Here is a 16,969-nt window from a genome sequence, read left to right as displayed (position 1 = left end):
GCCAGCGCGTCCGCGCCGAGCCGCATCGCCCGCGGGTCGATGCGCAGGCCGCCGAGCGCGCCGCTCGGCAGCACCTCGGCCTTCACCTGGCCGTTGGCCGCCTCGCCGTGGCCTCGGAGGTTGTCGAGGCTTTCGCGCAGCTCCTGCAGCGGCCGGAGGTCGGCCTGGAACTGGGCGAGCAGGCGCTGCATCTCCTCGTCGAGGAAGGGGGCGCCGTCGTCTGGTGCGGTCATCGGGTCTCCGAACAACGTCAGGGGTTGAGCTTTCCGTCCGACTTCGAGTACTTGGGCGGGTCGGACACTTTCGGCAGGGACTGGATGCTGGCCCAGTGTGCGACGTCGAAGCCGGTCTTCATGCCGGCCAGCCGTTCGGCGATCCCGGGATAGACGTCGCGTAACGCGTTGACGTACGTCTCGGCCTTCTTCAACCCGGTGGAGTAGCCCTGTTTGAAGGTGTTCGCCGTCTCGTCCGTGCCGGCGAAGTCGCCCAGCGCGGTGATGGCGTCGAGGATCCGGCGGGCGTCCCTGGCCAGCTCGTCGTGCTCGGTGACGAAGCCGCCGGCCACCCTTGTGAAGGTGCTCCCGCGGACATCGATGTTCGGCATGCCCGGGCGGCCGAGGCCGGGCGAGCTGGGCGAAGGGGTGGGGACGGGATACGTGGGGGCAGTCGTGGGAGTCGGCGACGGCACAGGCGCTTTGGTTGGCGACGGCGACGGCGACGGCGTGGGCGTCGGGGTGGGTGTGGGGGAAGGGCTTGGCGACGTCGGACTCTGGCTGGGCGTGGGGCTCGGGGACGTCGCGCTCGGGCTGGGCTGCGGGGGCGTGGGTGTCCCTGTGGGGCTCGGTGTGGGCGTCCCCGTGGGGGTGACCGACGGCGGGGGCGATGCGGATGGAGCGTTTGAATCTGCCATGGACGTGACATCCTCCTCACACATTGCCTGGACTACCGGCAGGGATAGTGTACTTTAGCGCCGGAACGAGGCCCCCGTCCTCGAAGTTCCGGCCTTTCTAAAGGGCGGACTGCATCTGCTGCATGCGGCGGATCTCGGCGGCCTGGGTCACGCTGACGTCGCTGGCCAGCTCCTCGACCCGGATGTGCGAGCCGCTCGTCAGCACCTGCTCCGACATCTTGATCGCCCCCAGGTGGTGGTTGATCATGAGCTCCAGGAACATCCGGTCGAAGTCCTTGCCCTTGGCCGCCTTCAGGGCCTCCATCTGGGCGGGCGTGGCCATCCCGGGCATGCCCTCGTGCGCGGCGTGGTGCTCGGGCACCGTCTGCTGCTGCTCCCGCAGCCACGTCGTCATGAACTGGATCTCCGGCCCCTGGGCGTCCTTGATCCGGCTCGCCAGGTTCTTCAGCTGGGTCGACTCGGCCCGGGTGGGCGCGAGGAGCGACATGTCCAGGGCCTGGCGGTGGTGGACGATCATGTCCTGGACGTACTTGATGTCGGACGCGTTGGCCGTGGCCGAAGGGACGGCGGTGGCGGCCTCGCTCGGCGACAGCGTCTTGGCCTGCTCCCCGGGGCGGCCGGGAGCGAGCACGGGCGCGGTCGAGTCGGCCCGTGGAGCCGGCGGCGGAGAGGAGGTGCAGCCGGAGAGGGCAACGACCGTGCCCATGATGACGATGAGCGCGGCGCGCACCCACAACCTCCCTGGCTGACTCGGACGAGAATGCGCACTCTAGGCCATAAGTGGACAAATTAAAAGACAGTGAACAGGAACAAAATTTGACAAGTTGTCTGCTTGGCCAGTCGAGGGGGGAAACGCGAGGATGGCGTAGATTTATGCTCCCTTTATAGGAGGATCCCTAGTGTTCTCCCTCCGCAGGGCCCTCACCCTGGTCACGGCGGTCGTGGCGATGGCCGGCGTTGTCTTACCGGCTCAGGCCGCGGACATCCCGGCTCCTGGCGAGATCGTCATGAGTCCCAACATCCAACACGTCACCAACGTGCCCAAGCCCGAGGCCCTGGCCGACATCCACACGGACATGGCCTTCCAAGGCGACTACGCGTACGTCGGCAACTACTACGGCTTCTCGATCTACGACATCAAGCGCCCGAAGCGGACCTCGCTGGTGAGCTCGGTCGTCTGCCCCGGTGGCCAGATGGACATGTCCGTCTACGGCAACCTACTGTTCGGCTCCGTCGACTCCTCCCGCAACGACGACTCGTGCAACAGCACCTCGCAGCCCGCGTCGGTCAAGGAGTCGTGGGAGGGCATCCGCATCTTCGACGTCTCCGACAAGGCCAACCCGAAGTACATCAAGTCGGTCGAGACCAACTGTGGCTCCCACACGAACACGCTGGTGCCCGACCGCAAGGGCGAGAACGTCTACATCTACGTCTCCTCCTACAGCCCGAACGCCTCGTTCCCCGACTGCCAGCCGCCCCATGACCTGATCTCGATCATCAAGGTGCCGCTGCGCGACCCGACGGCCGCGACCGTGATCGCCACGCCGAACCTCTTCCCCGACGGCGGCTACGGCGGCGTCCAGCAGCCCTACCCGAACGGGAAGTCCGCCACCACCGGCTGCCACGACATCACGGCCTACCCGGAGAAGGGCATCGCCGCTGGAGCCTGCATGGGCGACGGCATCCTGCTCGACATCCGCAACCCCGAGCAGCCCAAGGTCACCGCGACCGTGCGCGACGAGACGAACTTCGCCTTCTGGCACTCGGCCACGTTCAACAACGACGGCACGAAGGTCATCTTCACCGACGAGCTCGGCGGCGGGACCAGGGCGACCTGCAACGAGGCCATCGGCCCGAACCGGGGCGCCAACGCGTACTACGACATCGTGAACGGGCAGCTCCAGTTCAGGAGCTACTTCAAGATCTCGCGGCACCAGGCCGACACCGAGAACTGCGTGGCCCACAACGGCTCGCTGATCCCGGTCAAGGGCCGGGACATCATGGTGCAGGCGTGGTACCAGGGCGGGATCTCGGTGGTGGACTTCACCGACTCGGCCCACCCGCAGGAGATCGCGTTCTTCGAGCGCGGCCCGGACAACACCGCGCCGGCGCTCAGCGGCGGCTTCTGGTCCGCTTACTACTACAACGGCTACATCTACGGGTCCGACTTCAACCTGGGCCTGGACGTGCTGAAGATCAACGACTGGCGTACGAACCGGGCGAACGGCGTCAAGATGCGCTCACTCAACGCGCAGACCCAGACGTCGTATCCCGAATACGGCCACTGATCCCCAGGCGGCGAGGGCCCCGACCGGGTCCTCGCCGTTTTCGCTTATCCAGACACATGCGATAAGGAGTCTCGGAGTGTTCAATCCGCGCCGTGCCCTCGTCATGGCCGCGGCCGCCGTCGCGTTAGCGCTGACGAGCGTTCCCGCCCTGGCCACCGACATCCCACCGCCCGACGCCGTGGTCACCAGCCCCAACGTGACCCACGTGCTGAACATCCCCAAGCCCGCCCCGATCGCCGGCACCATCAACACCGACATCACCTTCCAGGGTGACTACGCCTACGTCGGCAACTACGGCGGCTTCTCGATCTACGACATCAGCAACCCCAAGAAGGCCAAGCCCGTCAGCTCGGTCGTCTGCCCCGGCTCCCAGATGGACGTCAGCGTCTACGGCGACCTGCTGTTCACCGCCGTGGACTCCTCGCGCAGCGACGACTCGTGCAACAGCACGGCGCTGACCGCCGACCACAAGGAGGCCTGGGAAGGCGTCCGGATCTTCGACGTCTCCGACAAGGCCAACCCGAAGTACATCAAGTCGGTCGAGACCAACTGCGGCTCCCACACCCTGACCCTGGTGCCGGGCAAGGGCCGCGACCGGAACAAGAACGTCTACATCTACGTCTCGTCCTACAACCCGAACGCCACGTTCCCCGACTGCCAGCCGCCGCACGACAAGCTCTCGATCATCAAGGTGCCGCTCAGGAACCCGACGGCGGCGGCCGTCGCGGCCACCCCGGTCGTCTTCCCCGACGGCGGCAACGAGACCCAGCCCGGCCTGCTCCTGCCGACCAGCGGCTGCCACGACATCACCGCCTACGCCGAGAAGGACATCGCGGCGGGCGCGTGCATGGGTGACGGCGTGCTGTTCGACATCTCGGACCGGCTGAACCCGAAGGTCACGGCCAGGACCACGGACCCGAACTTCGCGTTCTGGCACTCGGCCACCTTCAGCAACGACGCCAAGAAGGTCGTCTTCACCGACGAGCTCGGCGGCGGCGGCGGGGCCACCTGCAACGAGGCCACCGGGCCGAACCGCGGCGCGGACGCGATCTACGACATCTCGAACGGGCAGTTCACGTTCAAGAGCTACTTCAAGATCCCGCGCTACCAGGCCGACAGCGAGAACTGCGTCGCGCACAACGGCTCGCTGATCCCCGTCAAGGGCCGGGACATCATGGTCCAGGCCTGGTACATGGGCGGGCTGTCGGTGTGGGACTTCACCGACTCGGCCAACCCGAAGGAGATCGGCTACTTCGAGCGCGGCCCGCGCTCGGCCGGCGGTGGCGGCGGCATCTGGTCCGCGTACTACTACAACGGCTACATCTACGCGGCCGACTTCCACGAGGGCCTCGACGTCGTCAAGGTCACCGATCCGCTCACGAACAACGCCAGGCACGTCCGCACCGACCGGTTGAACGTGCAGACGCAGGAGTCGTACCGCAACTGGTGACCGATCCCGTCCCTGTGCGCCGCTCTCACTGAGGCGGCGCGAACCCGCCCGGAGTCGCCCTCGGCGGCTCCGGCGCGGGGGGCCGGGGCTGCGGCTGCGGCTGGTACTGCCCTGGCTGCTGGTACGGGCCTGGCTGCTGGTACGGGCCCGGCTGCGCGTACGGCGGCTGGGGCTGGTACGGCGACGGCTGCGCGTAGGGGGCCTGGGGCGGGCGGCCGTTGGCGGCGCGTTGCGCGAAACGCACCTGCTCCCTCCTGCGGCGCTCGGCCAGGACGGCGCTCAGGTACGCGTGCGGCGGCACCCCCGCGGGCGCCGCGGGCGAGACGAAGGACGCCGTCTGGGTCGCGATCCGCACCCCCATCTCATGCTGGACCTGCGGCGACAGGTCGTGCCACCGCGACAGGTACTGCCGGGCCGCCTGCGCCACCTCGTCGGGGAGCTGGGAGAGCTCCAGCGTCGCCGCCCAGGCCGCCAGCGGCGGCGGCATCACGATGAGCTGCCCGGAGTCGCGCGGAGCCCGGTCGGAGATCACGATGGTGCCGGCGAAGACGTCGCCGAGCCGCTTGCCCCGCTGCGAGACCAGCGACGCGATCAGCGCGGGCGCCCCGGAGAGCATCCAGAACTCCACGACCCCGGCCAGGCCGCGGAACAACGCCTGCCTGAAGCGCTCGGGACTGCCGTCGTCGCTGACCACCCGGAGCCCGAGCGCGAGCTTGCCGAGGCTGCGTCCCCTGGTCAGCGACTCGAAGATCACGGGGTAGCCGACCAGCACCAGCACCATGAACACGATCATCGCGGCCCCGAACATGGCCGAGTCCGAGATGACCGAGAACGCGCCTAAGATCGCATAGGCGGCGATCAGCACCGTGAACTGCACGGCCATGTCGATGACGATCGCCAGCGCGCGCGAGGGCATCTGGGCGATCCGCACTTCGACGACGACCGCGTCGCCGGTCACAACCTCAGACATATGTGGAGCCTAACGGCTATGTACTGGTGTTTGAGCGGCCAGAATGTTCGGGTGGACATCGATGCGTTCGTCACAGCTCACCGCCCCGTGTGGGACCGGCTCGATCATCTGGTCAAGCGCCGTTCGTCGCTGACGGGTGCCGAGGTGGACGAGCTGGTGGACCTCTATCAACGCGTGTCCACCCATCTGTCCATCGTGCGCTCCTCGTCCGGGGACGCGATGCTGACCGGGCGGCTGTCGGCGCTGGTGGCGCGGGCCAGGTCGGCGGTGACCGGGGCGCACACGCCCGCCTGGCGGGAGCTGGTGAGGTTCTTCACGGTGTCGTTCCCCGTGGTGGCCTACCGGGCGCGGTGGTGGTGGCTGGGGAGCACGGTGGCGTTCATCGCGGTCGCGTGGGTGATGGGCGCGTGGGTGGCGGCCAACCCCGACGTCCAGGCGACGATCGGCTCGCCGGACGAGATCGCCCAGCTCGTCGACCACGACTTCGCCGACTACTACTCCGAGCACCCGGCCGCCTCCTTCGCCAGCCAGGTGTGGGTGAACAACGCGTGGGTCGCGGCGCAGACGATCATCTACTCGGTGCTGCTCGGCCTGCCGATCCCGTACGTGCTCTACTCGAACGCCGCGAACGTCGGCATCTCCGGCGGTCTCATGGCCTCCCGCGACAAGCTGGACATCTTCTTCGGCCTGATCACGCCGCACGGGCTGCTGGAGCTGACCGCCGTGTTCCTGGCGGCGGCGGTCGGGATGCGCCTGGGCTGGACGGTCATCGACCCGGGGCCGCGCCGGCGGACGGAGGCCCTGGCCGAGCAGGGCCGGGCGGTGATGAGCGTGGCGCTGGGGCTGGTCGTGGTGCTGTTCGTGTCGGGCCTGATCGAGGCGTTCGTCACGCCGTCCGGGCTGCCGACATGGGCGCGCGTGAGCATCGGCGCGCTCGCGGAGGTGGGCTTCCTGCTGTACGTGATCGCCTTCGGCCGCCGTGCCCTGCGCCAGAACGAGACCGGCGACCTCGAACGAGCCCCGGACGTCGCCCCGACGGCCTGACACCCCCCGACCCAGGGCCCTACAGCCGCCCGGCCGCCTTCAGGGCCAGGTACGCGTCCGCGAGCGCGGGGGCGATGTCCTCCGGGGGCGCGTCCACGACCTCCACGCCGTGGCGCCGCAGCCGGGCCGTGATGCGCCGGCGTTCGAGCTGGGCGTGCTCGGCCGCCGCCGCGTCGTACACCTCCTCGGCCGACGTCCGGCGGCCCGCCATGGCCGCGACGCGGGGGTCCGACACCCCGGCCACCAGCACCAGGTGGCGCGAGGAGAGCTGGGAGAGCACCGGCATGAGCCCCTCGTCCAGGGCCGCCCCGTTGAGGTCGGTGAGCAGCACGACCAGGCAGCGCCGCTTGGCCCGCGACAGGACGGCCGCGACCATGCCCTGCGAGTCGGCCTCGATCAGCTCCGCCTCGATCGGCGCCATCACGTTGACCAGCGACGACAGCAGCTCGGTGCGCGACGCCCCGCTCACCCAGGCGCGCACCGCCCGGTCGTAGGCGAGGAAGTCGACCTGGTCACCGGCCCGGGCGGCCAGCGCGGCCAGCAGCAGCGCGGCGTCCATCGACCAGTCGAGCCGCGGCCAGCCGGGCGCCGGCCGCGGATCCGGTCGTACCAGCAGCCCGGCGCCGCCCGCGGTGGCCCCGGCCATGGGGATGGGCGCGTCGCCCACCCGGCCCGCCGAGGTGCGGCCGGTGTCGAGCACGATCAGCACGCGGCGGTCGCGTTCCGGGCGCCAGGTGCGTACGACCACGTCGTGGCGGCGCGCCGTGGCCCGCCAGTCGATGGAGCGCACGTCGTCGCCCACCACGTACTCCCGCAGCGAGTCGAACTCCGTCCCCTGACCGCGCACCAGCGCCGGGTGCTGGCCGTCCAGCTCGCGGAGCCGGGCCAGCCGGGACGGCAGGTGCTTGCGCGACAGGAACGGCGGCAGCACGCGTACCGACCACGGCGCCTGGTGGCTGCCCTGGCGGGCGGCCAGGCCCAGCGGCCCGACCGAGCGCACCGTGACCGCCACGGACGAGCGGTCGCCGCGCCTGGTCGGGGTGAGCGTCACGACGATCTTGCGGCGCTCGCCCTTGGGCACGTTCAGGTCGGCGACGCGCGGCGCGGCGCCCGCCGACGGAGGCCAGGCGTCCCTGAGCGCGCCGCCCACCCGCCGGGGGCCCGGGTTCTCGACGATCAGCTCGACCGTGGCCCGCTGGCCGAGCCGTACGAGCGTGTCGCCGGAACGGTGGAACCTCAGCGGGCGCACCGCGCCGGCGAACACCAGGTCCACCACGATCGCGGCGGCCAGCAGCAGGCAGACCCCGGCCAGCGCGGCCCCGGGCTGCGGCGCCAGCAGCACCACGACGATCCCGATCGCCGCGACCAGCCCGGCACGTCCCGTGAGAGCCATCAGCGCGGGACCGGGACGGAGGCCAGGATGCCGTCGAGCAGGCCGTCGGCGGTCGCGCCCTCCAGCTCGGCCTCCGGCCGGAGCTGGATCCGGTGCCGCAGCGCGGGCCTGGCCAGCGCCTTGACGTCGTCAGGAGTCACGTACGGGCGCCCGGACAGCCACGCCCACGCCCGCGCGGCCGCCAGCAGCGCCGTGGCGCCACGTGGCGAGACGCCGAGCTGCAGCGACGGCGAGTTTCTGGTGGCGCGGGCCACGTCCACGATGTAGCCGAGCACCTCGGGCGCCACGTGCACCTTCGAGACCGCCTCCCGCCCGGCGGCCAGGTCGTCGGCCGTGGCGACGGGCTTGACCTCGCTCAGGTCGCGCGGGTCGAAGCCGCGGGCGTGCCGTTCGAGCACGGAGATCTCCTGCTCGCGCGGCGGCAGCGGCACGGTCAGCTTGAGCAGGAACCGGTCGAGCTGGGCCTCGGGGAGCTGGTAGGTGCCCTCGTACTCGACGGGGTTCTGCGTCGCGCACACCACGAACGGGTCGGGCAGCGGCCGCGCCGCGCCCTCGACGCTGACCTGCCGCTCCTCCATCGCCTCCAGCAGCGCCGCCTGGGTCTTCGGCGGGGTGCGGTTGATCTCGTCGGCGAGCAGCAGGTTCGTGAACACCGGGCCCTCGCGGAACTCGAACTCCGCGGTCTTCGTGTCATAGATCAGCGAGCCGGTCACGTCACCCGGCATCAGGTCCGGCGTGAACTGCACCCGTTTGAAGTCAAGGGACAGGGCGGCCGACAACGTGCGCACCATCAACGTCTTGGCCACGCCCGGCACGCCTTCGAGCAGCACGTGCCCCCTGCACAGCAGCGCGATGACCAGCCCCGTCACCACCGCGTCCTGACCGACCACGGCCTTGGACACCTCGGCGCGCAGCGCGCCCAGCGCCTCCCTGGCCGAGTCGCCCGAGCTCGGGACGCGGAACGTCTCCTCAGAGTTCACTGACCTGCCTTTCGATGAAGTCCAAATATCCGGCCAACCCGACGAGCCCGGCGTCGTCCACCGGCGGTGGCCCGTAGAGCGCCGCGCCGACCTGATGGGCGTCCTGGCCGGTGCGGGCGGCGAGCGCCGCGACGACCTCGTTCGGCCCGGCCCCCGATCCGAGCCCCAGCCTGGGCGTGAGCCGGTCGATCGTGCCCTCGCGCAGCGACTCAGCGGCCCGCTGCCGCGCGCGCCTGGCCCGGTAGAGCCTGCCGCGGCCCTCGACGGTCTCGGCCGCGCGCACGATGACCGGCAGCTTCTCCGTCACCACGGGGCCCAGCCGCCTGCCCCGCCAGAACGCCGTGAGGGCCAGGGCGATGAGGGACATGTAGACGGTCCAGCGGATGCTCTCGGGCATGAGGTCGTACATCGACTTGCCCCGCTCGCCCGGAAGCTCGGCGACGGGTGGCGGGGTCGCGGGGCGGACCAGCCAGGTCACGGGCCTGCCGGTGCCGATCAGGTTGAGCGCGAGCGCGGCGTTGCCGTCCTCGGCCAGGCGCTGGTTGGTCATGAAGCCGCCGTCGCCGACGACCGTGGTCACGCCGCCCGCCTGCGGGAAGCTGACCAGCGTGTATCCGTCGCCGGCCGGGTAGCAGCCGGTGGCCCCGGTGGGGCCGCGGAAGACGGCGCCGCCCAGGTAGGCGCTGCCCGCGGCCCGGGCGGCGGGCAGCGAGCACTCGGGCTCGCGCGAGCGCGTGCGCGCCGGGGCCGGCTCGCTGCGCACGCCGGGGGCGAGGGCGTCGAGACCGGGGAGGTCGCCGACGATCAGCCGGTCGCCCTGGATCTGGGTCAGGCTGTATTCGTCGAAGTACGACATGTCGGTGATCAGCAGCAGCCGGTTGCCGGTCGTGGCCTTGGCGGCGGCGGCTTCCACGGAGTCGACCCGGTCCACCGTCACGCCCCGTGACCTGAGCACCTCGGCCAGCGCCTTGGAGCCCGCCAGAGTGGTGTCGTCGGGGTCCAGGGCCCGTGACGGGCCCCGCTCCGGGCCGAACAGGACGCCCGCGACCGCGATGAGCACGATGATGAGGCCGAGCAGGACGATGATCCGGCTGCCGCGCCAGGTGGAGCGCGCGGTGGGCGAGGTCGAGGAGGACGCGCCGTCGGCGGGGCGCGTGAGGACGCTCATGCGGTCCCGCCCGTCCCGGGCCGCTCGCCCGGGGCCGCGCCGACCGGGGTCCAGGCCGTGGTCGCCGCGCCGGCCCCGACCGGGACCGGGCGGGCCTGGCGGAGCTGCTCGTCCAGGTCGGCCATCTCCTCGTACGCCTCCCGCGTGCCCGCCACGCCGCCGTACGTCACGTCGTCGAACGACCGGGCGGCCGCCGCCAGCCTCGTGGCGAAGCCGGGCAGCGAGAGTGCCGCCTCACTGGTCAGCTCGTCGGCCGTGCGCCCCGGCATGCCGTCGACGAGCGCGCGTTCCTCCAGGTCACGGGCGATGGCGCGGAGCCGTTCCTGGACGGCCTCGGTCCAGCGCTGCTCGGCGGCCAGCCCGGCGGCCGCCGTCCGGTGCTCGGCCGCCGTCATCACCCGTTCCCCGAACAGCCCGCCCACGGTGAGCGCGTTCTTGCGGCTGGCCTTGCGGAGCTGCCACGAGATCAGCACGATCAGCGCGAGGATGACCAGCACGATGATCACGGAGGCGATGACCCCTCCGGCGGTGCCCCCGCCCGCGGCCGTGTCCACCAGGTCGCCGAGGAACTGCATGACCCGCCGGTAGATCAGGTCGAGCAGGGACTCCTTCTCGTATGCAGGCTTGAGGAGCTCCTCCGCGGCCCGGCGCGCGGCCTCCTCCCTGTCGATCGGGCTCACGGCCTGGCGGAGTTGGAGGGGTGCCAGAGCTCGTCCGCGGAGGAGTGCACCCATCCCTGGCGCTGCTGCTCGATGGCCGCCGTCTGCAGCACGAGGTCGAACGCCTCGCTGCGCATGCGCCGGTCGGCGTAGAGCAGGCCGGCGACCCCGGCCTGGAACGGATAGGTGAGCATCGATCCGAGCGTGCCGCCGAGCGCGATGAGCACGGCCGACACGACGGTGGTGGCCACCGAGCCCGCGCCGAACATGCCGAACAGCGTGCCCGCCAGCGTGAAGGGCACCGACAGGACGCCCGCCACGAGCCCGACCAGCAGGGACGTGAGCAGCAGGATGCCGAAGACGCGCCAGAAGTCGCCGGTCACCAGGTGCCACGAGCGCCGCATGGCCTCGATCGCCCCTCTGCCCTCCAGCACCACGATGGGCGAGGCGAAGGCGAAGCGGGTCGTGAAGAACAGGTAGTAGCCGAGGTAGGCGATCATGAACAGGAAGGTCAGGCCGAGGACCACGCCTGCCGCGCCGGAGGAGACGTTCATCGCGACCACCACGATGAGCAGCACCATCACGACCAGCGGCACCAGCATGATGACGGCCATCAGCGCCACGACGCCGAACAGCGCGGGCACCCTGCCCTTGACGAGCCGCCACGCCTCCCCGGCGGTGATGCTGCCGCCGAAGACGGCCCGGCCGAGGATCCTGGTCAGCACGCCGGTCAGCAGCGTGACCACGACGAACTGGACCATGTACGAGACGAGCGTGCCGCCGTACTGGGCGGCGACGCCGTACACGCTGGTGAGCTGGTCGGAGGAGGTGTACGCGCTCTCGGGGTCGGTGAACGCGCCGCTCATGGTGTCGAGCACGAACGCCTGGCCGATGGCCACGGGCACGGAGGCGAGCAGGGCGGCGACGGCCGACAGGCCGAGCACGGCCTTCGGGTTGGAGCGGATCAGCTTGATCGTGCCGTCGAGGATGTCACCGAGGCCCAGGGGGCGCAGCGGGATGATGCCCGGTCTCAGCGCCGACGGTGGCGGCGCGTAGCCGTAACCGGGCTGAGGATGCGGATAGGGCGGATAAGGTGTTTGGGGCCCGGGTCCCAGTGGCTGTTGTTGCTGAAGGGGCTCCCCGTACGGCTGCCCGTAGGGCATCTGCTGTGGCGCGCCTGGCGCGGTCCACGGGGAGGCCGGCGGGGCGCTGTAGGGCGGGGGCTGTTCGGCCGACCAGCCTGATGGCGTCTCGGGCGGGGGACCGTGACCGTCTGACATATCCCAATCCTGGCATGCTGAACGGGGCATTGGTGTCGCTGAGCGCATTCGCCGTCTCCTCCTTGCCGTATTCGACGGAGAATCCGGTCGAGGTTCACGTCCAGGGGATGGCAGAAAGTTGCTCTGTTACCGCAGACTTGAGATTGCGGTCGCGGGGGGCGGACCTAAAATTCGCCTTTTGCATGGCTCATGTCACACCCATGGGCCTACCAAGGGTAACCTTCAGCGATCGTGCGGGTATGTCCCACAATGCGTAGAACGAATGAGGGGCCATGAAAGGTCGCGTGCTGGTCGTCGATGACGACGCCGCTCTCGCCGAGATGCTGGGGATCGTCCTGCGAGGGGAAGGCTTCGAGCCGTCTTTTGTCTCCGACGGCGACAAGGCCCTCGATGCGTTCCGGGATACACGCCCGGATCTGGTCCTGCTCGACCTGATGCTGCCGGGGGCGGACGGCATCGACGTCGCACGCAGGATCAGGGCTGAGTCGGGGGTTCCGATCGTCATGCTCACGGCCAAGAGCGACACGATCGACGTCGTTCTCGGGCTGGAGTCGGGGGCCGACGACTACATCGTCAAGCCGTTCAAGCCGAAGGAGCTCGTGGCCCGGGTGCGGGCGCGGCTCCGCCGCACCGATGAGCCGACCCCCGAGATCCTCCAGATCGGCGACATCACCATCGACGTGGCCGGGCACTCGGTCAAGCGGGGCGAGGAGACGATCAACCTCACGCCGCTGGAGTTCGACCTGCTGGTCGCGCTGGCCCGCAAGCCGCGCCAGGTGTTCACCCGCGAGGTCCTGCTCGAGCAGGTCTGGGGCTACCGCCACGCGGCCGACACGCGGCTGGTCAACGTGCACGTCCAGCGGCTCAGGGCCAAGATCGAGAAGGACCCCGAGCACCCCGAGATCGTGGTGACGGTCCGCGGCGTCGGCTACAAAGCCGGCCCCGCCTAGTCCACGTCCCGACCTGCCGTGCCCCCGGCGAAGAAGAAGCGTTTCCGCCGACGGACATTCCGCCAGATTCTCGGCGGGGTTCGCCGGCGGGTGCGCCGTGCGGCAGGCAGGACACGGAGCGTGTGGCGGCGCTCGCTCCAGCTCCAGGTGGTCACCAGCACGCTGGTGATCTCCGTGATCGTGGTGGTCGTGCTGGGCACGTTCCTGTCCGAGCAGATCAACCGGTCGGTCGTGCAGAGCAGCCAGCGCTCCTCCGCCAGCGAGGCCTTCGCCGACCGCCTCCAGATCGCCGACGCGCTGGCGCCCGAGGCCGACGACCCGACCAAGCCCGCCGACGGCGGCAAGAAGGGCTCGGCCAACCCGCTCGACGACGTCATGGACATCGTCACCGGATCGGGTGAGAACGGCTCCAAGAAGCGCTACGACGTGCTGATACTCAACCAGGCGATCCCCGGCCAGTCGCGGGCGTCCGGGGGCGTCGTGCCGTCCAACGTGCCGGAGAGCCTGCGGCACAACGTGCAGAAGAAGACCGTCGGGTCCATCGAGAAGATCAAGTTCGCCGGCGAGAGCCAGCCCAGGCTCACGTACGTGGTCGGCGGCACCGTGCACGTGCCCTCCAGCGGCCAGAGCTACGAGGTCTACCACTTCTTCCCGTTCACGGACGAAGAGGAGCTGCTGTCCAACGTCCGGCTGGCCATCGTCGTGGTCGGCCTCGGGCTCGTGCTGCTGCTCGCCGCCATCGCGTACCTGGTCGCCCGCCAGGTCGTCACTCCCGTACGGCTGGCGCGCCAGGCCGCCGAGCGCCTGGCCTCCGGCAAACTGGACGAACGGCTCAAGGTTCGCGGCGAGGACGACCTGGCCCGCCTGGCGAACTCGTTCAACGAGATGGCCGCCAACCTGGCGCTGAAGATCCACCAGCTGGAGGAGCTCTCGCAGGTCCAGCGGCAGTTCGTCTCCGACGTCTCCCACGAGTTGCGCACGCCGCTGACGACCGTGCGCATGGCCGCCGACCTGCTCTACGACGCCCGCGAGGACTTCGACCCGATGGCCTCCCGCTCGGCGGAGCTCATGCAGGCCCAGCTCGAACGGTTCGAGTCGATGCTGGCCGACCTGCTGGAGATCAGCCGCTACGACGCCGGCGCCGCCACGCTCGACCTCGACCCCGTGGACGTGCGCGACGTGGTGCTGCGGGCCATCGCCGACTCCGAGGCGCTGGCCGAGCGGCACGCGACCCGCTTCGAGCTCCGGCTGCCGAACGAGCCGTGCATGGCCGAGATCGACAACCGCAGGGTCGAGCGGATCCTGCGCAACCTGCTCTTCAACGCCATCGAGCACGGCGAGGGCAGGGACATCGTGGTCACCGTCGGCGCCGACCGGGACGCGGTCGCGGTCGCCGTGCGCGACCACGGGATCGGGCTGAAGGGCGGCGAGGACACGATGGTGTTCGACCGGTTCTGGCGGGCCGACCCGTCGCGGGCGCGGACGATCGGCGGCACCGGGCTGGGGCTGGCGATCTCGCGCGAGGACGCCACGCTGCACGGCGGCTGGCTGCAGGCCTGGGGACAGCCGGGGGAGGGCTCGCAGTTCAGGCTGACGCTGCCGAGGACGGCCGGGGCCGATCTGAAGGGCTCGCCGCTGTCGCTGGTGCCGCCGGAGATCGAGATGCGGCGTACGTGGCGCACGGCCATGACGCCGGTGCTGCTGCCGGCCTCGGCGGACGGGGCCGACCATGACGACGACTAGACGGGTGACCGGGCGGCGTGAGCGGGTGTGGCGGCTCGGCGCGGTGTTCGTGATCGGGGTCGCCGTGGTCTGCGCGGGCTCCGGCTGCACCGTGATCCCCGTGACCGGTCCCATCACCGTCAACGAGGCCGGCAGCGGCGACCCGCTGAGCAAGCCGTTCCACCGCATGATCGCCTTCCCGCCCGACAAGACCTGGAACGAGGAGCAGACGATCAGGGGTCTGCAGGCGGCCATGGCCGCCTACGCCGACGACCCGACCATCCTGCCCCAGTACCTGACCCAGGAGGCGCGGGCGAAGTGGAGCGCCTCGGGGCCGGTGACGGTCGTCGACGACGCGTTCGAGGTCGTGCCTTCCACCGAGCGCGAGGCGACGGAGCCGGTGGAGAAGGTCACGGTCAAGGGCCGGTGGGTGGCGCGCATCAAGGAGGACGACTCGTACGCCCCCACCGCCGGCCCCTGGGTGGACTCCTTCGAGCTGGTGAAGGCCGAAGGCGGCGGTTACCTGGTCAAGAGCCTGCCCAACGGGCTGCTGCTCACCGACTCCGACGTGAGCCGCGCGTACCGGGCCACGAACCTCTACTACCTGAACGGCAACAGCCCGAACACGCTGGTCGTGGACCGCGTGCGCCTGCGGCTGAAGCCGACGGAGACGTACGCGCAGACCATCCTGCAGCGCCTGCTCAAGAGCCCCACCTCGGCCCTGCAGGGGGCGGTGACGACGAGCTTCCCGCTCGACACCAAGGTCGAGTCGATCAGGTCCGGCGAGGACCGCGTGGTGATCAACCTCTCCGGCCCCCTCGACACCCTTGACCTGGGCGCCGAGGACTCCCTGCGGGCCCAGATCAGGTACAGCCTGAACAAGAACGAGATCGCCAAGGGCCGCGTCATCGAGATCCAGGTGAACGGGGAGTCCTACTCCATCGACCGGCCCGACTCCGACGACGACTGGCTGGACGCCACCAGCGACGCCGCGTACTACATCAGCAAGGGCGCGGTCCACTACATGAGCAAGGACGGGCCCGCGGGCAGCGTGCCGGGTCCGGCGGGGCAGGAGCGCGACGGCTTCCACGGCTTCGCCCTGTCCAAGGACGGTGGGTACGTCGCCGCGCAGACCTCCACCGGCATCTCGGTTGCGGCGCTGACGCAGTCGGGGCGCTGGCAGGAGGTCATCCAGGGCACTCTGACCCCGCCCACGTGGCACCGGGACGGGTCCCTGTGGACCTACGACCAGACGAACGCCGCCCTGCTCCGGTACGACCCGCTCAGCGGGAAGGGACCCCAGCGGATCTCCGCGCCCAAGCTGACCGGGCTGGACGTCACCCGGCTCAGGATCGCCAGGGACGGCGTGCGGGTGGCGGTCACCACCGGTCAGAACACGGTCCAGATCGGCGCGCTCACGGGCGGGGCGGCGGGGATGATGCTGGGCAACTTCCAGGCACTGACCACCACCGAGGGGGGAAACAAGATCCTCGACGTGGCCTGGGAGGATGACGAGCACCTGCTGGTGCTGGTGGAGGGCCAGGCGGGGCAGGTGCTCAACGAGATCAACGTGGGGGACGGGGAGATCGAGGGAGTGCCGCTGAAGGAGCCGCTCGCGGCGGTGGCCGCGGTGAACGACCGCGTGCTGGCGGAGGCGAAGACGGCCAAGGGCAACCAGATCATGGAGCTCGGCCAGGACCGGCAGTCCTGGACCACCAAGATCGAATCCGGCGCCAGCACCCCGCTCTTCCCCCTGGGTTAGCCGTACCGGCCACGGACGGAAATTGTCGGTCGCGGGCGGCATCCTGGCACGCGTGCTGACCGCCGTGCTCGACCTCGTCCTCCCGCAGTCCTGCGCCGGGTGCGCCGCCGGTGGTGCGCGGTGGTGCGCGGGCTGTCAGGCCGAGCTCGTCGGCGCGCCCGCCAGGCGGTTGCCCGAGCCCGTGCCGGACGGCCTGCCCGACTGCTGGTCGGCGGCACCGTACGAGGGCGCGGTGCGCAGGGCGGTCGTGGCGTACAAGGAGCGGGGCGCGGTGGCGTTGGCGGAGGTGCTGGCGGAGGCCGTGGCGTTCACCGTGGTGACGGCGGTCAACGGCGCGAAGGCACCCTGGGCCGGCGGGCGGTTCGCGGTGGTGCCGGTGCCGAGCGCGCGGCG

At 70.5% G+C, this 16,969-nt stretch carries 16 protein-coding genes; 7 read left to right on the top strand and 9 right to left on the bottom strand.

The features are described 5' to 3' along the window. From ACWDX9_RS46910 to ACWDX9_RS46900, 3 genes are all read right to left on the bottom strand, one after another. Window positions 1-233, bottom strand: a 233-nt coding sequence (locus ACWDX9_RS46910; protein WP_449966982.1) for a YbaB/EbfC family nucleoid-associated protein, incomplete at its 3' end; no start/stop codon positions are given. 17 nt (window positions 234-250) lie between these two features. Continuing rightward, window positions 251-604: a hypothetical protein gene (locus ACWDX9_RS46905; RefSeq protein ID WP_449966980.1), complete on the bottom strand. Its 354-nt coding sequence runs from the start codon at window positions 602-604 to the stop codon at window positions 251-253. 403 nt (window positions 605-1,007) lie between these two features. Further along, a complete protein-coding gene (locus ACWDX9_RS46900; RefSeq protein WP_449966977.1) occupies window positions 1,008-1,640 on the bottom strand; it encodes a DUF305 domain-containing protein in 633 nt (210 codons plus the stop codon). A 169-nt stretch (window positions 1,641-1,809) separates the two neighbouring features. Between ACWDX9_RS46900 and ACWDX9_RS46895 the strand changes: the two genes are divergently transcribed. Together ACWDX9_RS46895 and ACWDX9_RS46890 are read left to right on the top strand one after the other, a co-directional pair. Further along, complete coding sequence (locus tag ACWDX9_RS46895) at window positions 1,810-3,198, top strand: LVIVD repeat-containing protein (RefSeq protein ID WP_449966974.1); 1,389 nt, start codon at window positions 1,810-1,812, stop codon at window positions 3,196-3,198. A gap of 103 nt (window positions 3,199-3,301) precedes the next feature. Further along, the gene (locus ACWDX9_RS46890; RefSeq protein WP_449966985.1) at window positions 3,302-4,648 is read left to right on the top strand and encodes an LVIVD repeat-containing protein; all 1,347 of its coding nucleotides are present in this window, start codon (window positions 3,302-3,304) and stop codon (window positions 4,646-4,648) included. A gap of 25 nt (window positions 4,649-4,673) precedes the next feature. Here the strand turns inward: ACWDX9_RS46890 and ACWDX9_RS46885 are convergent, their stop codons facing one another. After that, entirely contained in the window at window positions 4,674-5,618 is a 945-nt protein-coding gene (locus ACWDX9_RS46885; RefSeq protein WP_449966972.1) for an RDD family protein, read from the bottom strand. A 51-nt stretch (window positions 5,619-5,669) separates the two neighbouring features. Here ACWDX9_RS46885 and ACWDX9_RS46880 point away from each other — a divergent pair, with 51 nt between their 5' ends. Then, window positions 5,670-6,662 (top strand): stage II sporulation protein M, encoded by a 993-nt coding sequence (locus tag ACWDX9_RS46880; protein WP_397368273.1) that lies wholly within the window; start codon window positions 5,670-5,672, stop codon window positions 6,660-6,662. Between the two features lie 19 nt (window positions 6,663-6,681). Here the strand turns inward: ACWDX9_RS46880 and ACWDX9_RS46875 are convergent, their stop codons facing one another. Genes ACWDX9_RS46875 through ACWDX9_RS46855 form a run of 5 tightly spaced genes read right to left on the bottom strand, consistent with a single transcriptional unit; the run spans window position 6,682 to window position 12,142 of the window. Further along, on the bottom strand, window positions 6,682-8,055 hold the full coding sequence (locus ACWDX9_RS46875; protein ID WP_449966968.1) for a DUF58 domain-containing protein: 1,374 nt from the start codon (window positions 8,053-8,055) through the stop codon (window positions 6,682-6,684). Further along, a complete protein-coding gene (locus tag ACWDX9_RS46870; RefSeq protein WP_449966966.1) occupies window positions 8,055-9,035 on the bottom strand; it encodes an AAA family ATPase in 981 nt (326 codons plus the stop codon). The genes ACWDX9_RS46875 and ACWDX9_RS46870 overlap by 1 nt, the downstream gene beginning before the upstream one ends. Next, a complete protein-coding gene (locus ACWDX9_RS46865) occupies window positions 9,025-10,203 on the bottom strand; it encodes a DUF4350 domain-containing protein (protein WP_449966963.1) in 1,179 nt (392 codons plus the stop codon). The genes ACWDX9_RS46870 and ACWDX9_RS46865 overlap by 11 nt, the downstream gene beginning before the upstream one ends. Then, window positions 10,200-10,883, bottom strand: a complete 684-nt coding sequence (locus ACWDX9_RS46860; RefSeq protein ID WP_449966960.1) for a DUF4129 domain-containing protein — start codon at window positions 10,881-10,883, stop codon at window positions 10,200-10,202. Before ACWDX9_RS46860 ends, ACWDX9_RS46865 begins: the two co-directional genes overlap by 4 nt. Next, the gene (locus tag ACWDX9_RS46855) at window positions 10,880-12,142 is read right to left on the bottom strand and encodes a glycerophosphoryl diester phosphodiesterase membrane domain-containing protein (RefSeq protein ID WP_449966958.1); all 1,263 of its coding nucleotides are present in this window, start codon (window positions 12,140-12,142) and stop codon (window positions 10,880-10,882) included. Before ACWDX9_RS46855 ends, ACWDX9_RS46860 begins: the two co-directional genes overlap by 4 nt. 272 nt (window positions 12,143-12,414) lie before the next feature. On the opposite strand from ACWDX9_RS46855, the gene mtrA reads away from it, so the two are divergent. The 4 genes from mtrA to ACWDX9_RS46835 form a co-directional block, all read left to right on the top strand. Further along, the gene (gene mtrA, locus ACWDX9_RS46850; protein WP_043620615.1) at window positions 12,415-13,092 is read left to right on the top strand and encodes an MtrAB system response regulator MtrA; all 678 of its coding nucleotides are present in this window, start codon (window positions 12,415-12,417) and stop codon (window positions 13,090-13,092) included. 18 nt (window positions 13,093-13,110) lie between these two features. After that, window positions 13,111-14,835, top strand: a complete 1,725-nt coding sequence (gene mtrB / locus ACWDX9_RS46845; RefSeq protein WP_449966955.1) for an MtrAB system histidine kinase MtrB — start codon at window positions 13,111-13,113, stop codon at window positions 14,833-14,835. Then, on the top strand, window positions 14,822-16,576 hold the full coding sequence (locus ACWDX9_RS46840; protein WP_449966953.1) for an LpqB family beta-propeller domain-containing protein: 1,755 nt from the start codon (window positions 14,822-14,824) through the stop codon (window positions 16,574-16,576). Before mtrB ends, ACWDX9_RS46840 begins: the two co-directional genes overlap by 14 nt. 52 nt (window positions 16,577-16,628) lie before the next feature. Beyond that, window positions 16,629-16,969, top strand: a 341-nt coding sequence (locus ACWDX9_RS46835; protein ID WP_449966950.1) for a ComF family protein, incomplete at its 3' end; no start/stop codon positions are given.

Source organism: Nonomuraea sp. NPDC003201 (assembly GCF_053590415.1).
The sequence above is the reverse complement of the archived record's forward strand: the minus strand, read 5'-3'. Positions and strand labels throughout refer to the sequence as shown.